This window comes from Streptomyces sp. NPDC021224, from assembly GCF_044332905.1.
Classification (GTDB): domain Bacteria; phylum Actinomycetota; class Actinomycetes; order Streptomycetales; family Streptomycetaceae; genus Actinacidiphila.
Genome location: NZ_JBIRPW010000014.1, coordinates 125,257 through 141,132, shown reverse-complemented (window position 1 = coordinate 141,132; position 15,876 = coordinate 125,257). Strand labels below are relative to the sequence as shown.

The window sequence follows — 15,876 nt, the reverse complement described above, 5'->3', positions numbered from 1 at the left end:
GACTTCAGGTCGCGTCGTTCGCCGAGAGGGACGCGACCATGTGCGCGAGCTGCTCATGGTCGGTGAGGTCGGGAACCACGTACGCGGCCCCCGCGGCACGCAGATCGGCCTCGGACGTCCGGCCGGTGGCGACAGCGATGACCGGAACCCCTGCGGATCGGCCGGCCCCGACGTCGGCGGACGTGTCGCCGACGACCACGGCATCGCGTGGCGTCAGCGGGATACCGAGGTGCGCCGCAGCCCTTCGCAGGGCGGTCCGCACCAGGTCGGCGCGCTCGTCCGCGTCCTCTCCGTAGGCACCGAGGTCCCAGGCGATGTGACGGTCCAGCCCGAAGGTGCCCAACTTGATCTCGGCGACGCGCCGGACGTTCCCCGTCACCACCGTCTGGACGATTCCGGGAGTCGTAGCCAGCCTGTCCAGGACGGCTTCCGCCCCGGCAAGGGCCCGGCCCCGGGCGCGCAGCTCCGCCGCGGCGGCCACGTGGGCGTCGGCGAGCGCCGCCGCGAACCGCTCGAAGTCGGCCCTGTCCGTTTCCAGCCCGTGCAGCTTCGCCGTCTCCCGGAAGATGACCGCCTCGGTGATACCGTCCACCGTCGCCTGACGGAGCATCTCCTGCCCGGTGACCGCCCGGAAGGCCTGGGTCGACAGCTCCCTTCCCACACCCCGGGTGTCCACCAGCGTATGGTCGATGTCCCACAGGACGACCTGCCGCCGTGCCATGCGCCACGTCCTTTTTCGTCAATTGCCGCTGGAACCACCGACCATGGGGGCCGCCACGATGGAGCCGGAACTCCCTGTCGGCCAGCGTATTCGCGAGCATCGCGAGCGGCAGGGCAAGAGCCAGGCGGTCGTCGCCGGCCTCTGCCGGATCACGGAGGACTACCTCTCCCGTATCGAGCGCGGCAAGAAGACGCCCACGCTGCCCGTCCTGATGAGCATCGCACGCGAGTTACGGATCCCCGTGGCCGTGCTGCTGGACGAACCGTCCGACCCGCGCCCTCGCACCGAGAAGGCGTGCGCCGACCGACGTGTCGCCAACGCTCTCCTCGGCCACGTGGAGGATCCGGGCCGACCCCCGTGCTCGCCGGCGGAGCTGCGCGCGGCCGTCGACAGCACCTGGCGCACATGGGAGACCTACCCCGAACGCTTCTCCGCGGCGGCCGATGCCCTTCCCGGTCTGATCCACGACGTGAACGCCGCGCTGCGCCGTCATCGCTCCGACGCGGACACCCACGCGCGCCGGGAGATCCAGCGGTGCGCAGCGGACATGTACTTCATGCTCCGCTCCTACTGCCGCAGAACCGGCAGAGCCGACCTGTCGATGATGGTGGCCGACCGCGGCCTGTGGGCGGCCGAGGAAGCGGACGACCCGATCCGCATCGCGGCAGCCCGGTGGAATCTCGGCCACATCCTCCTCGGTACCGGCGATCCGGACGCCGCCGCGGACGTCGCCGTGCGGGCCGTCGAACAACTGGGCGCGGATCCGCAGGGCGAGGCAGCGGCCATGGCGGGCGCGCTGCAGCTCGTGGCGGTGGTCGCCGACGGACGCAGGAAAAGGTACTGGGCAGCGCGCGAGCGACTCGCCAAGTCGGCCACCCCGCTGGCGACAGCCGTCGGCGACGGCAACGCCCACCACACCGTCTTCGGCCCCACGAACGTCCAACTCCACGCCGTCTCCCTCGACACGGAGGCCGGCAACTCACGGGCTGCCCTGGCCCTCGCGGACCGGATCGACACGTCGCGTCTCCCCCTGGAGCGCCGATTCACGTTCCAGCTCGACGTCGCCCGCTGCTGGGACCTGCTGCGCGAGGACGCGGCGGTCCTGGTCCATCTGACCGACCTGGCAGCCGTGGCGCCGGAGGACTTCACCCGCAACCCGATGGCCATCCAGATGGTGACGGCCCTCCGGAAACGGGCACGCCCGACGTATCGCAAGCAGGTGGTCGCCCTGGCCGAGCGGGTCGGGGTCCGCTGAGTTCAGCGAAGTGAGGCGAAGGCTGGCCAGCGGGCCCAGGCGAAACTACGGTGCCATGCGGCTTTCTGCTGCACTCCGGGAGCTCGGCCCGGGGCTCAGCACAACCCTCACCGGCCCGGAGAGCGACAGCCGCTCTCCGGGCTAGTTACGTAGCGCCGAGGTCAGGCAGTGCTGTGGTCCTCTGCTGTCCTGGGAAGCGGGGGCCACAACTGTGACCGTTCCACCATTACCGGCGGGGTGCGGTTGTTGCGATCCTCCGCCGTATCGAAGGGCGGCGGCCACCCGGGACACGGGCGTGCCCTACCTGTCGCGGGAGGGCGTGTTGCGATCCTCCACCGTCCCGGAGGACGGCGGCCACTTCGGCGAGCATGGGGGCTCCTCTCATGTGCTGCAAGTTGCGATCCTCCACCGTCCCGGAGGGCGGCGGCCACGGTCAGGTTGTGGAGCACGACGCCGACCGGTTCCGAGTTGCGATCCTCCGCCGTCCCGAAGGGCGGCGGCCGCCCGGGCTCCGATCTCGGTGTCCATGTACCAGCCGGCGTTGCGATCCTCCACCGTCCCGGAGGGCGGCGGCCACGCCACGTGCCGGTACACCGCCGACTGGCTGTCGGTGTTGCGATCCTCCGCCGTCCCAGAGGGCGGCGGCCACGGCTCTGATCGGCGGATTCGTCTCGGGCATGCTGTCGTTGCGATCCTCCGCCGTCCCGAAGGGCGGCGGCCACTGTGACGTGGAGTGGCTACGGTCACGGGTCTCCTCCGGTTGCGATCCTCCGCCGTCCCGAAGGGCGGCGGCCACGGTACTTGACCAGCACAAGCTTGGCCTACCGACGGGCATCTACGGAAGGGCAGGGCAGTCAATTGACTACACAACGGGCATTCTGCTTCGGTGCGACCCGCGTGTCGCGTGCATGCTTGAGGTTCCGAAGCAACCGGCCCTCCGACTCGTCGCCTGCCGGGCTGGCATCGAATGAGCCCGTTAGCGGTCGCGGACTGCCGCGCCGCGGGACCCGACGTCATCCGGCGCCCCGTCCGGCCACCGCTGACGAAGCAGCTCGTAAGTTACCCGAGAGGGACCTCGGCGAGCGTGGTCCATTCGTACATCTGGTGGTCGCGGTGGATCACGATGAGGTCTGCGTGCGTGACCACAGCCTTCGCCGGAGGTACGGCCGCGGCCTCGATCGCCCCGGCGTAGGGCTCGGCCGGGCCCTCGGCACTGCTGTACCCGATGCTGACGTGCGGGTTGAAGCCGCCTGCGGGTTCGGGCACCTCCGGCAGCACGTCGGCAATCGCTGAGCGCAGTTCCTGTCGGAGCCGGCGGATGGGCTCCGCCGGGACCACAGGCACAAGGATCGCTTCCGGATCGACGATCGGAGCCGCCAGCGAGACGTCGAACGAGTGCAGGGCCGCCAGCCGGGAGCGGGCCGCAGCGGCGATTGCCGTAGCCGTCGCCTCGGAGACGTCGTCGGTGAATCCGACACCCTGCATCGTCAGGTGCAGCCAGCGGTCGGGGATCAGGTCCAGCCCCGGAAGGCCCGCCAGCGCCCGGCGGTAACCAGCGGCGAATCGGTGGACGTCGGGCTGCCCCTCCCAGGTGAGATGCCAGGTGTAGAAGCGGCGGCCCACGTCCCAACCGGGTCGCCACCACCAGTGGTTGCGCATGGCCTGAGGGGTCATAACCACCGATCCTGTCAGCTCGTGCCTGCACCTGGCGAGAGGGCGAGCCTCCGCGGGGCCGAGTCCTGGCACCAGTCGAGCAGCGCAGCCCGCGCCTGGACACTTGCGGCGCCCCGCGCGCCCGGTGCTTGCGTCATCTGCGTGGTCAGGTCGCGCATCCGGCCGACGACCGTGCCGTAGCGCTGCTCCGGCCGAAGCTGGAGGACCGGCAGCAGTACCTCCATCACGGCGTCCGGCTGACCGACGCCGACGTACCCCATGGCGCGGCTGATCGAGGTCTGCGCCTCGGTGCCGTACGCGCGTACCGGCTGCGCCTGGAGGTGGGCGAGCGCCGACTCGGCTTCCTCCAGAGCTTCGCCGTAGGCCGCGACGCGCAGATGGGAGCTCGCGGCGTACTGCTCCTGCCTGCCGGTGCTGCAGGAGAACAAGCCGCCGATCTCGTCGTCCCCGGTGCTCTGGTCACGCGCGACCTGGGCGCGGCGCAGAGCCTCCTGGGTCTCCTCGGCGGCGCCGAGCTTCGACCAAGCGTCCGCTTCCTGGCAGGCCAGCAGCGCTCCGACGGTGCCGCCCGCCGCGTACATCGCTCCGCGGCGAGCGTGCTGGACCGCGTCCCTGAGCCGTCCGTCCCAGAAGGCGACCTTGCTGCGGGTGCTCGCGGTCCAGGCGAGCAGCCCCTGGTGTTCGGCCTTCTTGCCGCACAGCCAGGCGGTACGGCCGTGGGCCTCGGCGTCGTCCAGGTGGCCCAGATCGCTGCTCATCCAGGCCAGAAGAGCGCACAGGTAACCGGCGGCGACGTACAGGTCCGACGCTTGCCGCGGTGAGGTGTGCCCCTCCAGGAGGCGGAAGGTGGTGTCGCGCAGGCGCCGAGTGCGGGTGAAGATCTCGACGGCGTCTCCGCCGAGGTAGTCCTTGGCGAGGCGGCGGACGTCGGACTGGATCTGCTCCAACGCGATGTCGCCGATCGTGCTGGTCTCGGCCCATGCAGCCCACGCGACCGACTCCTCCGCCGCCTGCCGCACCTCGGCGGCGAGCGTCGGCGGGGGCTCGTCGGGCGTACGAAACGGGTCGGGCGTCTCCCGTACACGCACCGTCTGGCGCGGTGCGGGCGCCTCCACGCGAGGCATGGCTCGCCGGTCCTCGATGTCGAGCAGTTGCTCCGCCTCGCAGCCGTACACCTCGGCCATGAGGTCGAGAACGGCCTGCGACGGCCGGCGGTCGGTCAGCGGCCACTTCTCCCACTTGCCCAGAAGGCTGGCGTCGGCTGCCGTGGCGTCACCACGGGTGACACCCTCCTCGTTGATGCGGTCAGCGGCCTCCTGCAAGCTCAGACCGTGCGCGTGCCGCCACGCCTCACGAGGGCGAAAACCCCAGCGGGCCCGCATTTCGTTCACAATGTCCGATGCCGAACAGCCGACCGCAAGCATTTCCCTGCGCAAATTGTCACGCTGGGCCTTGCTACCGGACTTCGGAGACTGGGCCATGAGATCCCCCAGACGTGGTGATGTGTTTTCACGGTAGCGCTCGGTCAGCTGACCGGCTTGGGAAATGTCCATGTTTCGGGGTTCACCGCTGTCCAAAACCTGCCGCGAGGGAAGGCGTTTTCGCAGGTCACAGGGTGCGTTGTCCGTCCAGATTTCCTGGTCATCACCGCCCGTGACGAAACACGTGCGAAAGAGGGACTGTTAAGGCCCTCATTTCCTATCGCTGGAGACGCCATGACAGCCGAGCCCACTGTCGCCAGGCGCGAGCAAGCGCTGGCTGCCGCATGCCGGCTCGCGACCACGTCGGACGAGCCGTCACCGACGCGTACGGCAGAACAGGTACCGCACGGGGACGCGTTGCCGTGCGCCAGATCCCTGAAGCGGATCCCGGAGTCGGCCCTCACCGCGCGGACCCTGGTAACCGACACACTGGCGTCCTGGGATCTCCGACATCTCACCGACGATGCGGTGCTGATCGTGACGGAGCTGGTGTCGAACGCCGTCGCTCACGCTTCCGGAGCCGACATGCGGGTCAGTGTCGTACGCGTGGACGCCCGGCGGGTGCGTGTCAGCGTGATCGACGCAGACCGTACCCGCCCGCAGCCTCGGCCCTTCGACGTCGAGCGGGAGCGTGGACGCGGTCTACTGCTCATCGAGGCGATGTCATGCAAGTGGGGTGTCCATTTGCTGCATGGCGGCAAGGCCGTGTGGGCGGAGCTGGAAGCGTCGTCGTGAGTACGACGAGCATGCCCGCGCTGGGCGAGCAGCAGGCGAAGCGGATGAGCCGCCCGCCGAGGGGCAGGTTGATCTTCATTGTCCGCGCCGGGATGCCGCTCGTGAAACGGGCCTCCGGTGCTGCTGAGCAGGGCGACGGCAATGCCTGGACGACCGGCCGGTGCTGGCTTTGGTGCAGCCGAGAGTCGACCCCTGTGCTGCAGATCGGACCCGCCTCGGTGAACGGCGTGACGGCCGGCGTCTACGCGTGCAAGCGCTGCGTCCAGGTACTGGCTGACCAGATCGTCGCCACGCACATGGCGGGAGACATCACCGACGGGCTCGATGACATCTGGCTCGGCGGTGGCACGCACGGCCCGCCCCGGGGGAGACACCGCCGCCGTTCCTGACCTCGGACCCAACGCTCGTCACGTCCCAGCCCGGCAACCCGTTTCGCCCTCGTGCCGCCGCACCGAATCGTGGCCGCACTCGCTCTTTCCGCCGAAGGGGCACATCAGCTCCGCGCACCTTCGCGGCGAGCCGAGGCGGCCCGTACGCACAACATATGACCATCAGACAAAGGAATTCCCCACCGACATGCCGCAGCCTCACCACCCCCGTAGTGCCGACACCGACACACCCCGCCGCGTCCCCGTCTGCGGTCGGACAACCGCACTCCCGCAGGCCCTCCTGACCTCAGCTCTCTCCCTCGCCGATCACCCTGACGCCGGGTTGGAGGACGTGGAAATCGACCTCCGCTGCGCTCTCCAGACTCACGTGGGCGGTGAGCACCACGCCTTCGTGCTGCAGCTCGACGGCCCGGAGGGTGGGGCCGTCTGGACGAGCTGGACGGATAGCCCTCCGGCGCGCGTGGAAGTGCGCGGCGACTGCCAGGCGGTCAGCCCGCCGGAACGCGGCTCCCAGCCCTGCTGCGAATTCGCCGGCCACCCCGGCGCGCACACCTACGACGCCTACGACACGTGGGGCCTCCTGGGGCGCGGTTGACGGTCTGAGACTTCACGGTCGAAAGCTTCCCACCCAGCAGGGGCCAGCGTTGATAGCCGCCGCCGACGGGCGGCGGCTATCCCGTAACTCCATCGGTCGTGGGTGATCTACACCCGCTTGTCGCCGCCGAGGTTGCGATCCTCCGCCGTCCCGGATGACGACGGCCACTGGTTGACGCCGGTGATCCGCGAGGTGCAGAACGAGTTGCGATCCTCCGCCCTCCCGGAGGACGACGGCCCCCGTGAGCCACCAGCACTCGTCGAAAACGCTGACGGCGTTGCGACCCCCCGCCGTCCCGGAGGCCGGCGGCCACCCTCAGGCCGTCCTCGCCGGGCGGGGACTCCACCCGGTTGCGATCCTCCGCCGTCCCGGAGGGCGGCGACCACCGGGCGCCTCGCGGTGCGCGCCGCGGTCGACGTCGAGTTGCGATCCTCCGCCGTCCCGGAGGGCGGCGGCCACATGATCGGCGACAGGTCGTCGTCCGGGATCCGGGCGTTGCGATCCTCCGCCGTCCCGGAGGGCGGCGGCCACCGGTGACGACCTCGCCCGCGATCCGCACATCGAACGGGTTGCGATCCTCCGCCGTCCCGGAGGGCGGCGGCCACTTCGGCACGCTCGTTGACAGAGTCGTTCCTCTGACGTTGCGATCCTCCGCCGTCCCGGAGGGCGGCGGCCACGTGAGGTGAGTGATCGTCGACACGATCTCCGGCAGTTGCGATCCTCCGCCGTCCCGGAGGGCGGCGGCCACACTCGGCGACGAGTTCCTCCAGCCCGGGCACGGGGATGTTGCGATCCTCCGCCGTCCCGGAGAGCGGCGGCCACCACCGCGACTGGCTCACCGTCACCAGCGCGGGCGAGAAGTTGCGATCCTCCGCCGTCCCGGAGGGCGGCGGCCACCCGCATCGACATCATCCCCAGCCGGTTCGACCTGGAGTTGCGATCCTCCGCCGTCCCGGAGGGCGGCGGCCACTCCCGATCCGCGCCACCGACCTCGCCCGCGCGTTGCGATCCTCCGCCGTCCCGGAGGGCGGCGGCCACGTGGGTCTCGGCCCGTTCCCCGTGGACGAGTACAGCGCGTTGCGATCCTCCGCCGTCCCGGAGGGCGGCGGCCACGGTACTTGACCAGCACAAGCTTGCCCTGCCAACGGGCATCTACGGAAGAGCGAGGCGACCAATTCGGCACACAACGGGAATTTTGCTTCGGTGCGACCCGCGTGTCGTGTGCGCACTTGAGGTTCCGAAGCACCAAATTCTCCATCTCACCGCTGCGGCGAATCGCGGGCGCCGGCCGGGGTAAAACACGCTGCTGCGGCGGCTGAACCAGCACCCGGCGGCAACCCACCATCGCGGGAACTGACGGCCGCCGGAGCAGCGCTGGCGTCCTTCGCGAAGGCACCCGCCCGTGACCGCCGCCCAAACGGCACCTGCTCGACTTTAGCGGCGCTCCCCGCCGCAAGCAGCGCATGTCGACCAGCCTGACGACCCCTCCGCAAATACCGCTGAACCCCCACCTCCGTGCAGGCATCCAGGTGATGGTCGCTTGGTGAGGCCGGAACCCACCTCTACCGTCTGGCCACGGCCTCGGGACGCAGGATTCCCCGCCCCCTGACCTGCGCTGTTCGCGCACGGATCTCCCTGGCCGCGAACGGACTGAGTCCTCGACATCGAGCCGCAAGCCGAAGGAACACCCCCGTGAGCCCTCAAGATCGCCCGCCAGCTCGCTTGCCCAGTGACGTATCGCCCCACGATGAGCCGACACGACACCACTCGCGACGTACCGCAAGGAGATGCTCGTTGCAGCGCAGAGTCAACCGGCCGTACCCGGCACGGCCAAACGTACAAGTCCGCGCTGCTCGTCGGCGTGACCAGTGAAAAAGATCGTTGGCATCTTCTGCACTCTGGCAACCGTCGTGCTGCTCCCCCTCGTGCCGCTGCTCGGCATCACCGCGGCGACGGCCTCGGCGGCCTGTTCCGGAAACTTCGCGGCCGACGACACGGGCGCCGTCGTCAAGCAGGCCAGGGCGGCGCTCAGCGGCGATGCAGCCGCCACGGTAAAGGTGGCCGGGTTGGAGAATCCGGCAGAGCAAATGCCCAACGCGAAGGTCGTCACGGCCACCGGACTCGCCCTGCACGTCCCGGCGCGCGGGCAGGTGGTGGCGCTGGCGACCGCGTTGCAGGAAAGCGGGCTGCGGAACCTCGCCCACGGAGACCGCGATTCGCTGGGTCTCTTCCAGCAGCGGCCGTCGGAGGGCTGGGGCACGGCGGCGGAGATCCTGGACCCCGTACATGCGTCGGCGAAGTTCTACGCCGCGTTGAGGCAGGTGCCCGGCTGGGAGTCGCTGTCCGTCGCCCAGGCCGCTCAGGAAGTGCAGAGGTCCGCATATCCGGACTCGTACGCGAAGTGGGAGCCGCTGGCGACGGCCCTGCAAAGGGCCGTCGAGCCGCTGCTGGCAACTGGCGGCAAGATTCCAGCCGGGTCGGGCGGCGGCACCGCCTCGCTGACCGGGGCCGGCAGCACCTGCACCAAGGGCTCCCCCGGTCCGGCACCAGGCGGGGGCCTGCCCGCCGGATACGTCGTTCCAGTCGACGCCCCCGCACAGGCACAGGCCGCGATTCGCTGGGCGCTGAACCAGCTCGGCACGCCGTACCAGTGGGGCGGGCACTGCACCGACCCGCACGGGCCGGATCCGATGGGGCGCTGCGACTGCTCGAGCCTCGTCCAGCAGGCCTACGGCCGAGCGGGTATCGCGCTGCCGCGCACGACGTACGAGCAGGTCGGCAGCGGCAGTCCGGCGTCACTGCGGGGGCTGAGCCCCGGCGACCTGCTCTTCACCGAGGGCAGCGCCAACAGACCGGAGCACGTCGGGATGTACGTCGGCTCCGGGCTGGTCGTCCACGCCCCGCACACCGGCGCCACCGTCTGCGTCGATGCCCTCGCCTCCTGGGCGCCCCGGCTCCTCGCGGCCCGCCGCGTCCTCTGACCCGCAATCCCCTTCACAAGGAAGTGCGCCATGAGTCTGATGCGCCAGTTCGCCCTCCTCTCCTACGACCCCGGCATCACTCCCAACGACGGTGGTCTGCCGGGCCTTGCGGTCCTCAAGCAGGTCATGGGCTCCGTCAACCTCTTCGGCATCATCGCCGTCGTCGGTGCTCTCGCCGTGAGCGCGGGCGTGTGGGCGTGGGGCCACCACTCCGGCGGGCACCAAGCCGAGGCCAGCGGCAAGAAGGGGGTCCTCGTCTGCGCGGGTGCCGCCATCCTGCTGGGCGGCGCCAACGGCATCGTCGCCTTCTTCTCGACGCTGGGAACGCAGGTCAAGTGATGCCCCTGCCGCCCATGCCTTGGCGAAGTCCCCGCATCCGTCGCGCAGTGCTGGGCACAGGGGTGCTCCTCGTCCTGCTCGGCGTCGCCGCCGTGGTCGCCCTCGTCGCTCGGGACGACCGACCGGATCGCCCAGCAACCCAGCCCCCGACACACACCCCCGCCACCCCGACACCGCGCCGGGCCACGACCCCACCACCCGCCGCACGGTTCCACCCTCCCTCCACCAGTGACCCGATCTCCTTCGCCAAGGCCGCGGCCGCGGCTCTGTGGTCCTACGACACGCGGACCGGCTCCCGGGACGAGTGGCTGGCCGCGCTCCGGAGCTGGCTGACCGGCGAGAAGCGGTACGCGGATGCCCCCTCCGTGGAAGGCCTCGTGCCGTCGCCCGTGCTGTGGCGGGAGATGGCGGAGGACCAGCAGTACGCCACGGCCACGGTCGCCGAAGGACACTTCCCCGCCTCCTTCACGCAGGCGTTGCAGGAAGACCCAGGGGCTCTCGCCGACGCGTACGTCTACGCGGTCACCGTCACCGGCGAGCAGTCCATCGGCTGGAAAGGCGTGCCCCGCGGAGGCGCCGAACCCCGGTCCGTCACCCTCGCCGTCCAGTGCCGGCCGGAAGGCCGCTGCGGGCTCGTCGGAGCCCTGCCGAACGTCGCCCCGTGACCACCACCGTGCCGAAAAGGAGGTAAGCACTGATGGGAACCTGCGATCTGCCCTTGATGGACAAGGTCTGCGACGCCGTCGGCGGCGTCGTGTCCGGTACCGGCAAGGCCGTGACCGACGGCATCGGGGCCTGGCTGGCCAAGTCGGCCGGCGACCTCGCGGCGAGTGCGGCCGATCTCGCCGCCAAAGCGGTCGACGAGACCACCGCCATCGACCTCAGCGCCCCGTGGTTCCGTCACAACTACGAGCTGCTGCTGCCGATCGGCCTGACCGTGACGGTGGGCACCTTCTGCCTGCAACTGCTCCTGGCCGCTTGGCGGCGGGACGAACGCGCACTCGCTCGCGCCGCGGTCGGCACCATGACGGGCGTCCTCTTCTCCTTCTGCGCGGTCGCCTTCACGTCCGTGGCGATCACCGTCGTCGACGCCCTCTCCGACGGCTTGTTCCAGGTCAGCGGCAGCTCCGTGAGCGCAACGATCCGGCGGGTGGTGGAGGTCAGGCAGCTCGGAGCGCTCTTCGGCCTGGGGTGGGGGGTCCCGGCCCTCGTCGCGCTCGGAATGGCGGTCGGCTCGTTCGTCTACTGGGGTGTGATGCTCGCCCGGAAGGTGGGCGTGCTGCTCCTGGTGGCGCTCGCGGTGTTCGCCGGCGCCGGAGGCGGCTGGGACGCGGCCAAGCGCTGGCGGCGCGGCTGGATCGAGGCGACCACGACCCTCGTGGCCTCGAAGCTGCTGATGACGGTCGTCTTCATGATCGGCGTGTCGGCGATGGGCAAGTCCGACACCCGCGACGGCCTGTCGGCGCTGTCCGATGCCCTCGCGGGTCTCGTCATCCTGGTGCTGGTCCTGCTGTGCCCGTACGCGCTGTACCGGTTCGTCCGCTGGGCCGGAGACGGCGGCGGCAACGACGACGTCCACCGGGCCGGCACTGCTGGGTTCGCCGCGGCAGCCGGTACGGCCAGGACAACGGCCACGCTCGCGCTCCAGGCTCGCGCAGGTGCTCCTGCACCACAGGGCTCCGGCCAGTTGCCCGGCGTGGGCCCCGACAGCGTCGTCACCGGCATCGATCCCTCCGGCGGCCACCTGAGCAAGGAGGGCATCGACGGCACGCCGGCACGGCAGATCCGCTTCCGCTACGGCGAGGACCCCACCGCGCCCGGCGACCGCGGCCTCCCGCTCATCCGCAGGCCGGGACTTCCGCCGCTGATCACCCGTCCGGGCACGACGACTCCGGACAGCGCGAGCGACCGTCGTACGGCGGACGCGCCCGCACCTGATGCCCCCTTCCTCTACTCGGGAGCCGCTCTACCCACCAGCCCGGCGCCGGACGGTGACCAGCCGCTCCCTCCGCCCGCTTCCGCTCCTCCCCCCAGCGGTCCGCCGGAGCAGCCTCCGGCCTGACGCGCCCATCCGTTGCCAGCAGAGCCGTCGCGTACGCCGACGGCCGTCACCTCACTGGACGTCTCGTGTCAGACACATCACCGGCGGAAGCCACCGTCAAATTCCCCCACCGCTCACGGCGAGGCCTGCTCCTGGGCCTGACCGCGTCGCAGTTGCTCGCGTGCGCGGTCGGCGGGCTGCTCCTCCTGGCCGTCGTCATCGCCCGCGGCATCCCCGGCGCCCTGGAACTGCTGCCCCTTTGGGCCCTCTTCGCGCTGGTCGTCCTCGTGCGCCACCGCGGCCGCTCCCTGGCCGACTGGACCCCGATCGTCGTCCGGTACGCCCTTCGCGCTCTGCGCGGTCAGCTCCTGTGGCTGGCCCGCCCATCCGGGCGACCCGCGCGCGAGGGGCTGTTGCACCTTCCCGGCACGGCGGCCTCCCTGCGCGTCGTCACGGCGCCCGGAGACCGTTACGGGGCCGTGCACAACCCCCACGCCGGCACGCTCACCGCAGTGGTCCGGGTGTCGGCCCGCGCATACGCCCTGCTCGATCCGGCCACGCAGCAGGCGAACGTCGCCGGATGGGGCCGGGTCCTCGCGGCTCTCGCCCGTACGAACCATGTGGCCAGAATCCAGGTGCTGGAACGTACGGTCCCGCACTCCGGCGACGCGCTGCGCCGCCACTGGGCCGAGCACGGCAACCGGAACGCCCCACTGGCCGGACGGATCTACGAGGAGCTGATCGCCTCCGCGGGCCCGGCCGCGGCGCCGCACGAGGCGTACGTCGCCCTCGCACTCGATCAGAAAGCAGCCCGGCGCCTGATCCATCAGGCCGGCGGCGGGCTCACCGGGTGCTTCGGCGTCCTGACCCAGCTCGTGTCGACCTTCGAGCACGCGGCCCGCGCAGCCGGGCTCACGCTCGGCGGCTGGCTCGGCGCCACGGAGATCGCGGCCGTCGTCCGTACCGCGTACGACCCGAGGTCGCTGCCCGCACTGGACGCGTGGTCCTCAACCGGGCCACCGCAGGCGGATCCGGCCGCCGCGGGCCCTGTCGTCGTCGTCGAGAAGGCCGACCACATCACCACCGACTCCGCCGTGCACTCGACCTACTGGATCGAGAACTGGCCGCGGGTCGAGGTCTCGGCAGGCTTCCTGCACCAGCTGCTCTTCTCCGCCGGCGTACGCCGCACACTCTCGTTGTCCTACGAGCCCAGGGGGCTGGACGCCGCCCTGCGCGACGTCCAGCGCAAGAAGGCCTCCGTAGTCGCCGACGCCTCCGAACGCGCCCGCCGCGGCCAGGTGGAGTCCGAGGCGGACGCGGTCGAGTACGCCGACATCAAGATCCGCGAGCGCCAGCTCATCGCCGGCCACGCAGACATCGCCCTCACCGGGCTGCTGACAGTCACCGCCGATTCGGAGGCGGAGCTGCGCGCCGCGTGCGCGGTGGTCGAAACGGCGGCCGTCGGTGCTCAGCTCGACCTGCGCCTGCTGACGTGGCAGCAGGCGGAAGCCTTCACGGCCGCTGCCCTCCCACTCGCCCTCTGACGTCGCCGTACCGCATCTCCCGAAAGGGCGCCCGTGCCCCGTTCACCTATCCCACCGGCGCAGGACTTCGTGCCCTATGCCACCGCCGCCCTCGATCTCCACCGCGAACTGAACCTCTCCTCCGGTTCCTTCGCCGACCTTCCTCCCTCGACCCGCGGCGAACTCGACGCACTGCACGCTCACCTCGTGTCGCTGCACGCCCTGCTGGACGCTCACGCCCGGCGCACGAGCGCACTGCCCCCGGCCCGTCCCGACCTCGTCACCGCCGCCCACCGCATCTGGCAGGCCGCAGACGTCCTGCACGCGGCGTACCACGCCGCTTCGCGAGACGGCGTCCGTGCCGATGCCGCACGCAGGCGCGGCCTGCCGGACGGCGCTCCTCTGCTGAGTATCTGCCAACGGCACCAGCGCGCCATCCGCCTCGCCCGTCGCCGTATGACGCCCACCGACGTCGCCCGCCCCTGAACACCACACCCAGGAGCCGCCTCCCATGACAAGCGCCCGACCGCGCGCCACCGTCACCACGCTGTTCGTTCCCCACCGGCCCTCCCGCACCGGGCAACGGGCCGCACGCACCGGCTACGCCGAGGCCAGGCGTCAGGCCCGCGCGGCGACCGCACCGGCAGCACACCCTCGCGCCCGCACCGGCATCGAGGAACGCCCCGCCTACCCTGCCGCCGGGCGCCCCGGTCCCGCCTCAGCACGCGGCGGAGCGCTCGCGCTGCCGACCCACCGCATGACCACGGCGACAGCCTCCGGCGCGTACCCCTTCCTCGCCGAGGGCGGCCTGGGCGCGGAGGGCATCTTCGTCGGCCGCGACGTTCATGCGGAAGGCGCCTTCTGCTACGACCCGTTCACCCTCTACGCCAGCGGACGCGTGGACGGCTTCACCAACCCGAACGCCGTCCTCGCCGGAATCATCGGCATGGGCAAGTCCGCCCTGGCGAAATCCCTCGCCACCCGGTCGATCGCCCACGGCTATCGCGTCTACGTCCCCTGCGACCCGAAGGGCGAGTGGACGCCCGTCGCCGAGGCACTCGGCGGTGCGGCCATCGCGCTCGGCCCGGGCCTTCCCGGACGGCTCAATCCGCTCGACGCGCCCGCGCGGCCCGCGTCCGTACCCGCGGCGGACTGGACGGCCGAGGTACGCAAACGCCGCCTGCTCCTCCTCGCCGGCCTTGCCCGCACCGTGCTGAAACGGGACCTGCTTCCCGTCGAACACACGGCCCTCGACCTTGCACTGGACCTCGTCGCCGCTGACTGCGCCGCGTCGGGCTCGGTGCCGCTGCTGGGAAAAATCGCCCACGTCCTCAGCTCCCCGTCCCACCTCGACTCCGCGTTCAGCGGCAGTGCCGGACGCCTCGCCCCGGCAGCGGAGGAACTCGCCCACGCCCTGCGACGCCTCGTGCACGGCGACCTCAGCGGAATGTTCGACGCCCCCTCCACCGTCGTCTTCGACCCCCGCGCGCCGATCCTGTCCATCGACCTCTCACGCCTCGGCGGCACGGGCGACGACACCGCCCTGGTCCTCGCCATGACCTGCGCGAGCGCCTGGATGGAGTCCGCCCTCGCCGACCCGGACGGCGGTCGCCGCTGGGTGATCTACGACGAGGCCTGGCGCCTGATGCGTCACCTCGGCCTGCTCGAACGCATGCAGTCCCAGTGGAAGCTCTCCCGTGGCCTCGGGATCGCCAACCTCATGGTGATCCACCGCCTCTCCGACCTGCTCTCGGCGGGCGACGCCGGCTCCCGCGGCCGAGCCCTGGCAGAGGGCCTGCTGGCCGACTGCTCCACCCGCATCATCTACCGCCAGGAATCCGACCAGCTCGCCACGGCCGCCTCGCTCCTCGGCATGACCGGCGTCGAGGCCCAGGCCGTCGCCGCGCTCACCAAGGGCCGCGGGCTGTGGAAGGTGGCGGGCCGCTCCTTCGTCACCCAGCACCTCCTGCACCCGGTCGAGCGGCAACTGTTCGACACGGACGCCCGGATGACGGCGGGAAGCGACCGATCCGTCTTCCGGTCGGGGCGTCCGGCAGTGGCTGCCTGCCCGTTCCCTCGGAACCGCGCTGCGGATGCCTCGCCTTGATCATCCACGCTGCTCCAGGCTGCTCGGCGGCCGAA

Annotated in this window: 14 protein-coding genes and 1 CRISPR repeat array; of the genes, 11 read left to right on the top strand and 3 right to left on the bottom strand. The window is 71.1% G+C overall.

Annotated features, from left to right (window positions below; all coding sequences use genetic code 11):
• Nucleotides 1-4 precede the first annotated feature (4 nt).
• Nucleotides 5-721, bottom strand: coding sequence for an HAD family hydrolase (locus ACH4PY_RS28520; RefSeq protein ID WP_398188965.1), 717 nt, complete (start codon nucleotides 719-721; stop codon nucleotides 5-7).
• 43 nt (nucleotides 722-764) lie between these two features.
• Here ACH4PY_RS28520 and ACH4PY_RS28515 point away from each other — a divergent pair, with 43 nt between their 5' ends.
• Nucleotides 765-1,976, top strand: coding sequence for a helix-turn-helix domain-containing protein (locus ACH4PY_RS28515; RefSeq protein ID WP_398188962.1), 1,212 nt, complete (start codon nucleotides 765-767; stop codon nucleotides 1,974-1,976).
• A gap of 1,059 nt (nucleotides 1,977-3,035) precedes the next feature.
• Here the strand turns inward: ACH4PY_RS28515 and ACH4PY_RS28510 are convergent.
• Nucleotides 3,036-3,650: a 2'-5' RNA ligase family protein gene (locus ACH4PY_RS28510; protein WP_398188959.1), complete on the bottom strand. Its 615-nt coding sequence runs from the start codon at nucleotides 3,648-3,650 to the stop codon at nucleotides 3,036-3,038.
• 14 nt (nucleotides 3,651-3,664) lie between these two features.
• Entirely contained in the window at nucleotides 3,665-4,972 is a 1,308-nt protein-coding gene (locus ACH4PY_RS28505) for an XRE family transcriptional regulator (RefSeq protein ID WP_398188956.1), read from the bottom strand.
• 393 nt (nucleotides 4,973-5,365) lie between these two features.
• On the opposite strand from ACH4PY_RS28505, the gene ACH4PY_RS28500 reads away from it, so the two are divergent.
• From ACH4PY_RS28500 to ACH4PY_RS28455, 10 genes are all read left to right on the top strand, one after another.
• A complete protein-coding gene (locus ACH4PY_RS28500) occupies nucleotides 5,366-5,866 on the top strand; it encodes an ATP-binding protein (protein WP_398188953.1) in 501 nt (166 codons plus the stop codon).
• A complete protein-coding gene (locus ACH4PY_RS28495; protein WP_398188950.1) occupies nucleotides 5,863-6,255 on the top strand; it encodes a hypothetical protein in 393 nt (130 codons plus the stop codon). Before ACH4PY_RS28500 ends, ACH4PY_RS28495 begins: the two co-directional genes overlap by 4 nt.
• A gap of 331 nt (nucleotides 6,256-6,586) precedes the next feature.
• The gene (locus tag ACH4PY_RS28490) at nucleotides 6,587-6,850 is read left to right on the top strand and encodes a hypothetical protein (RefSeq protein WP_398188947.1); all 264 of its coding nucleotides are present in this window, start codon (nucleotides 6,587-6,589) and stop codon (nucleotides 6,848-6,850) included.
• A gap of 131 nt (nucleotides 6,851-6,981) precedes the next feature.
• Nucleotides 6,982-7,963: direct repeats of the CRISPR family, unit length 37 nt; unit sequence GTTGCGATCCTCCGCCGTCCCGGAGGGCGGCGGCCAC.
• A 755-nt stretch (nucleotides 7,964-8,718) separates the two neighbouring features.
• Entirely contained in the window at nucleotides 8,719-9,831 is a 1,113-nt protein-coding gene (locus tag ACH4PY_RS28485) for a C40 family peptidase (protein ID WP_398188944.1), read from the top strand.
• Nucleotides 9,832-9,861: 30 nt separating this feature from the next.
• Nucleotides 9,862-10,170, top strand: a complete 309-nt coding sequence (locus ACH4PY_RS28480) for a DUF6112 family protein (RefSeq protein ID WP_398188941.1) — start codon at nucleotides 9,862-9,864, stop codon at nucleotides 10,168-10,170.
• On the top strand, nucleotides 10,170-10,835 hold the full coding sequence (locus tag ACH4PY_RS28475) for a hypothetical protein (RefSeq protein ID WP_398188939.1): 666 nt from the start codon (nucleotides 10,170-10,172) through the stop codon (nucleotides 10,833-10,835). Before ACH4PY_RS28480 ends, ACH4PY_RS28475 begins: the two co-directional genes overlap by 1 nt.
• Before the next feature lie 32 nt (nucleotides 10,836-10,867).
• Nucleotides 10,868-12,232 (top strand): ATP-binding protein, encoded by a 1,365-nt coding sequence (locus ACH4PY_RS28470; protein ID WP_398188936.1) that lies wholly within the window; start codon nucleotides 10,868-10,870, stop codon nucleotides 12,230-12,232.
• 65 nt (nucleotides 12,233-12,297) lie between these two features.
• A complete protein-coding gene (locus ACH4PY_RS28465; RefSeq protein WP_398188933.1) occupies nucleotides 12,298-13,755 on the top strand; it encodes an SCO6880 family protein in 1,458 nt (485 codons plus the stop codon).
• A gap of 33 nt (nucleotides 13,756-13,788) precedes the next feature.
• The gene (locus ACH4PY_RS28460) at nucleotides 13,789-14,220 is read left to right on the top strand and encodes a DUF6238 family protein (RefSeq protein WP_398188930.1); all 432 of its coding nucleotides are present in this window, start codon (nucleotides 13,789-13,791) and stop codon (nucleotides 14,218-14,220) included.
• A 25-nt stretch (nucleotides 14,221-14,245) separates the two neighbouring features.
• On the top strand, nucleotides 14,246-15,841 hold the full coding sequence (locus tag ACH4PY_RS28455) for an ATP-binding protein (protein WP_398188927.1): 1,596 nt from the start codon (nucleotides 14,246-14,248) through the stop codon (nucleotides 15,839-15,841).
• Nucleotides 15,842-15,876 lie beyond the last annotated feature (35 nt).

Bases quoted from the DNA above. Each gene is read 5' to 3' on its own strand.
- ACH4PY_RS28515 (WP_398188962.1), top strand. From the start codon at position 765: ATGGGGGCCGCCACGATGGAGCCGGAACTCCCTGTCGGCCAGCGTATT.
- ACH4PY_RS28480 (WP_398188941.1), top strand. From the start codon at position 9,862: ATGAGTCTGATGCGCCAGTTCGCCCTCCTCTCCTACGACCCCGGCATC.
- ACH4PY_RS28510 (WP_398188959.1), bottom strand. From the start codon at position 3,650: ATGACCCCTCAGGCCATGCGCAACCACTGGTGGTGGCGACCCGGTTGG.
- ACH4PY_RS28500 (WP_398188953.1), top strand. From the start codon at position 5,366: ATGACAGCCGAGCCCACTGTCGCCAGGCGCGAGCAAGCGCTGGCTGCC.
- ACH4PY_RS28455 (WP_398188927.1), top strand. From the start codon at position 14,246: ATGACAAGCGCCCGACCGCGCGCCACCGTCACCACGCTGTTCGTTCCC.
- ACH4PY_RS28520 (WP_398188965.1), bottom strand. From the start codon at position 721: ATGGCACGGCGGCAGGTCGTCCTGTGGGACATCGACCATACGCTGGTG.
- ACH4PY_RS28475 (WP_398188939.1), top strand. From the start codon at position 10,170: ATGCCCCTGCCGCCCATGCCTTGGCGAAGTCCCCGCATCCGTCGCGCA.
- ACH4PY_RS28470 (WP_398188936.1), top strand. From the start codon at position 10,868: ATGGGAACCTGCGATCTGCCCTTGATGGACAAGGTCTGCGACGCCGTC.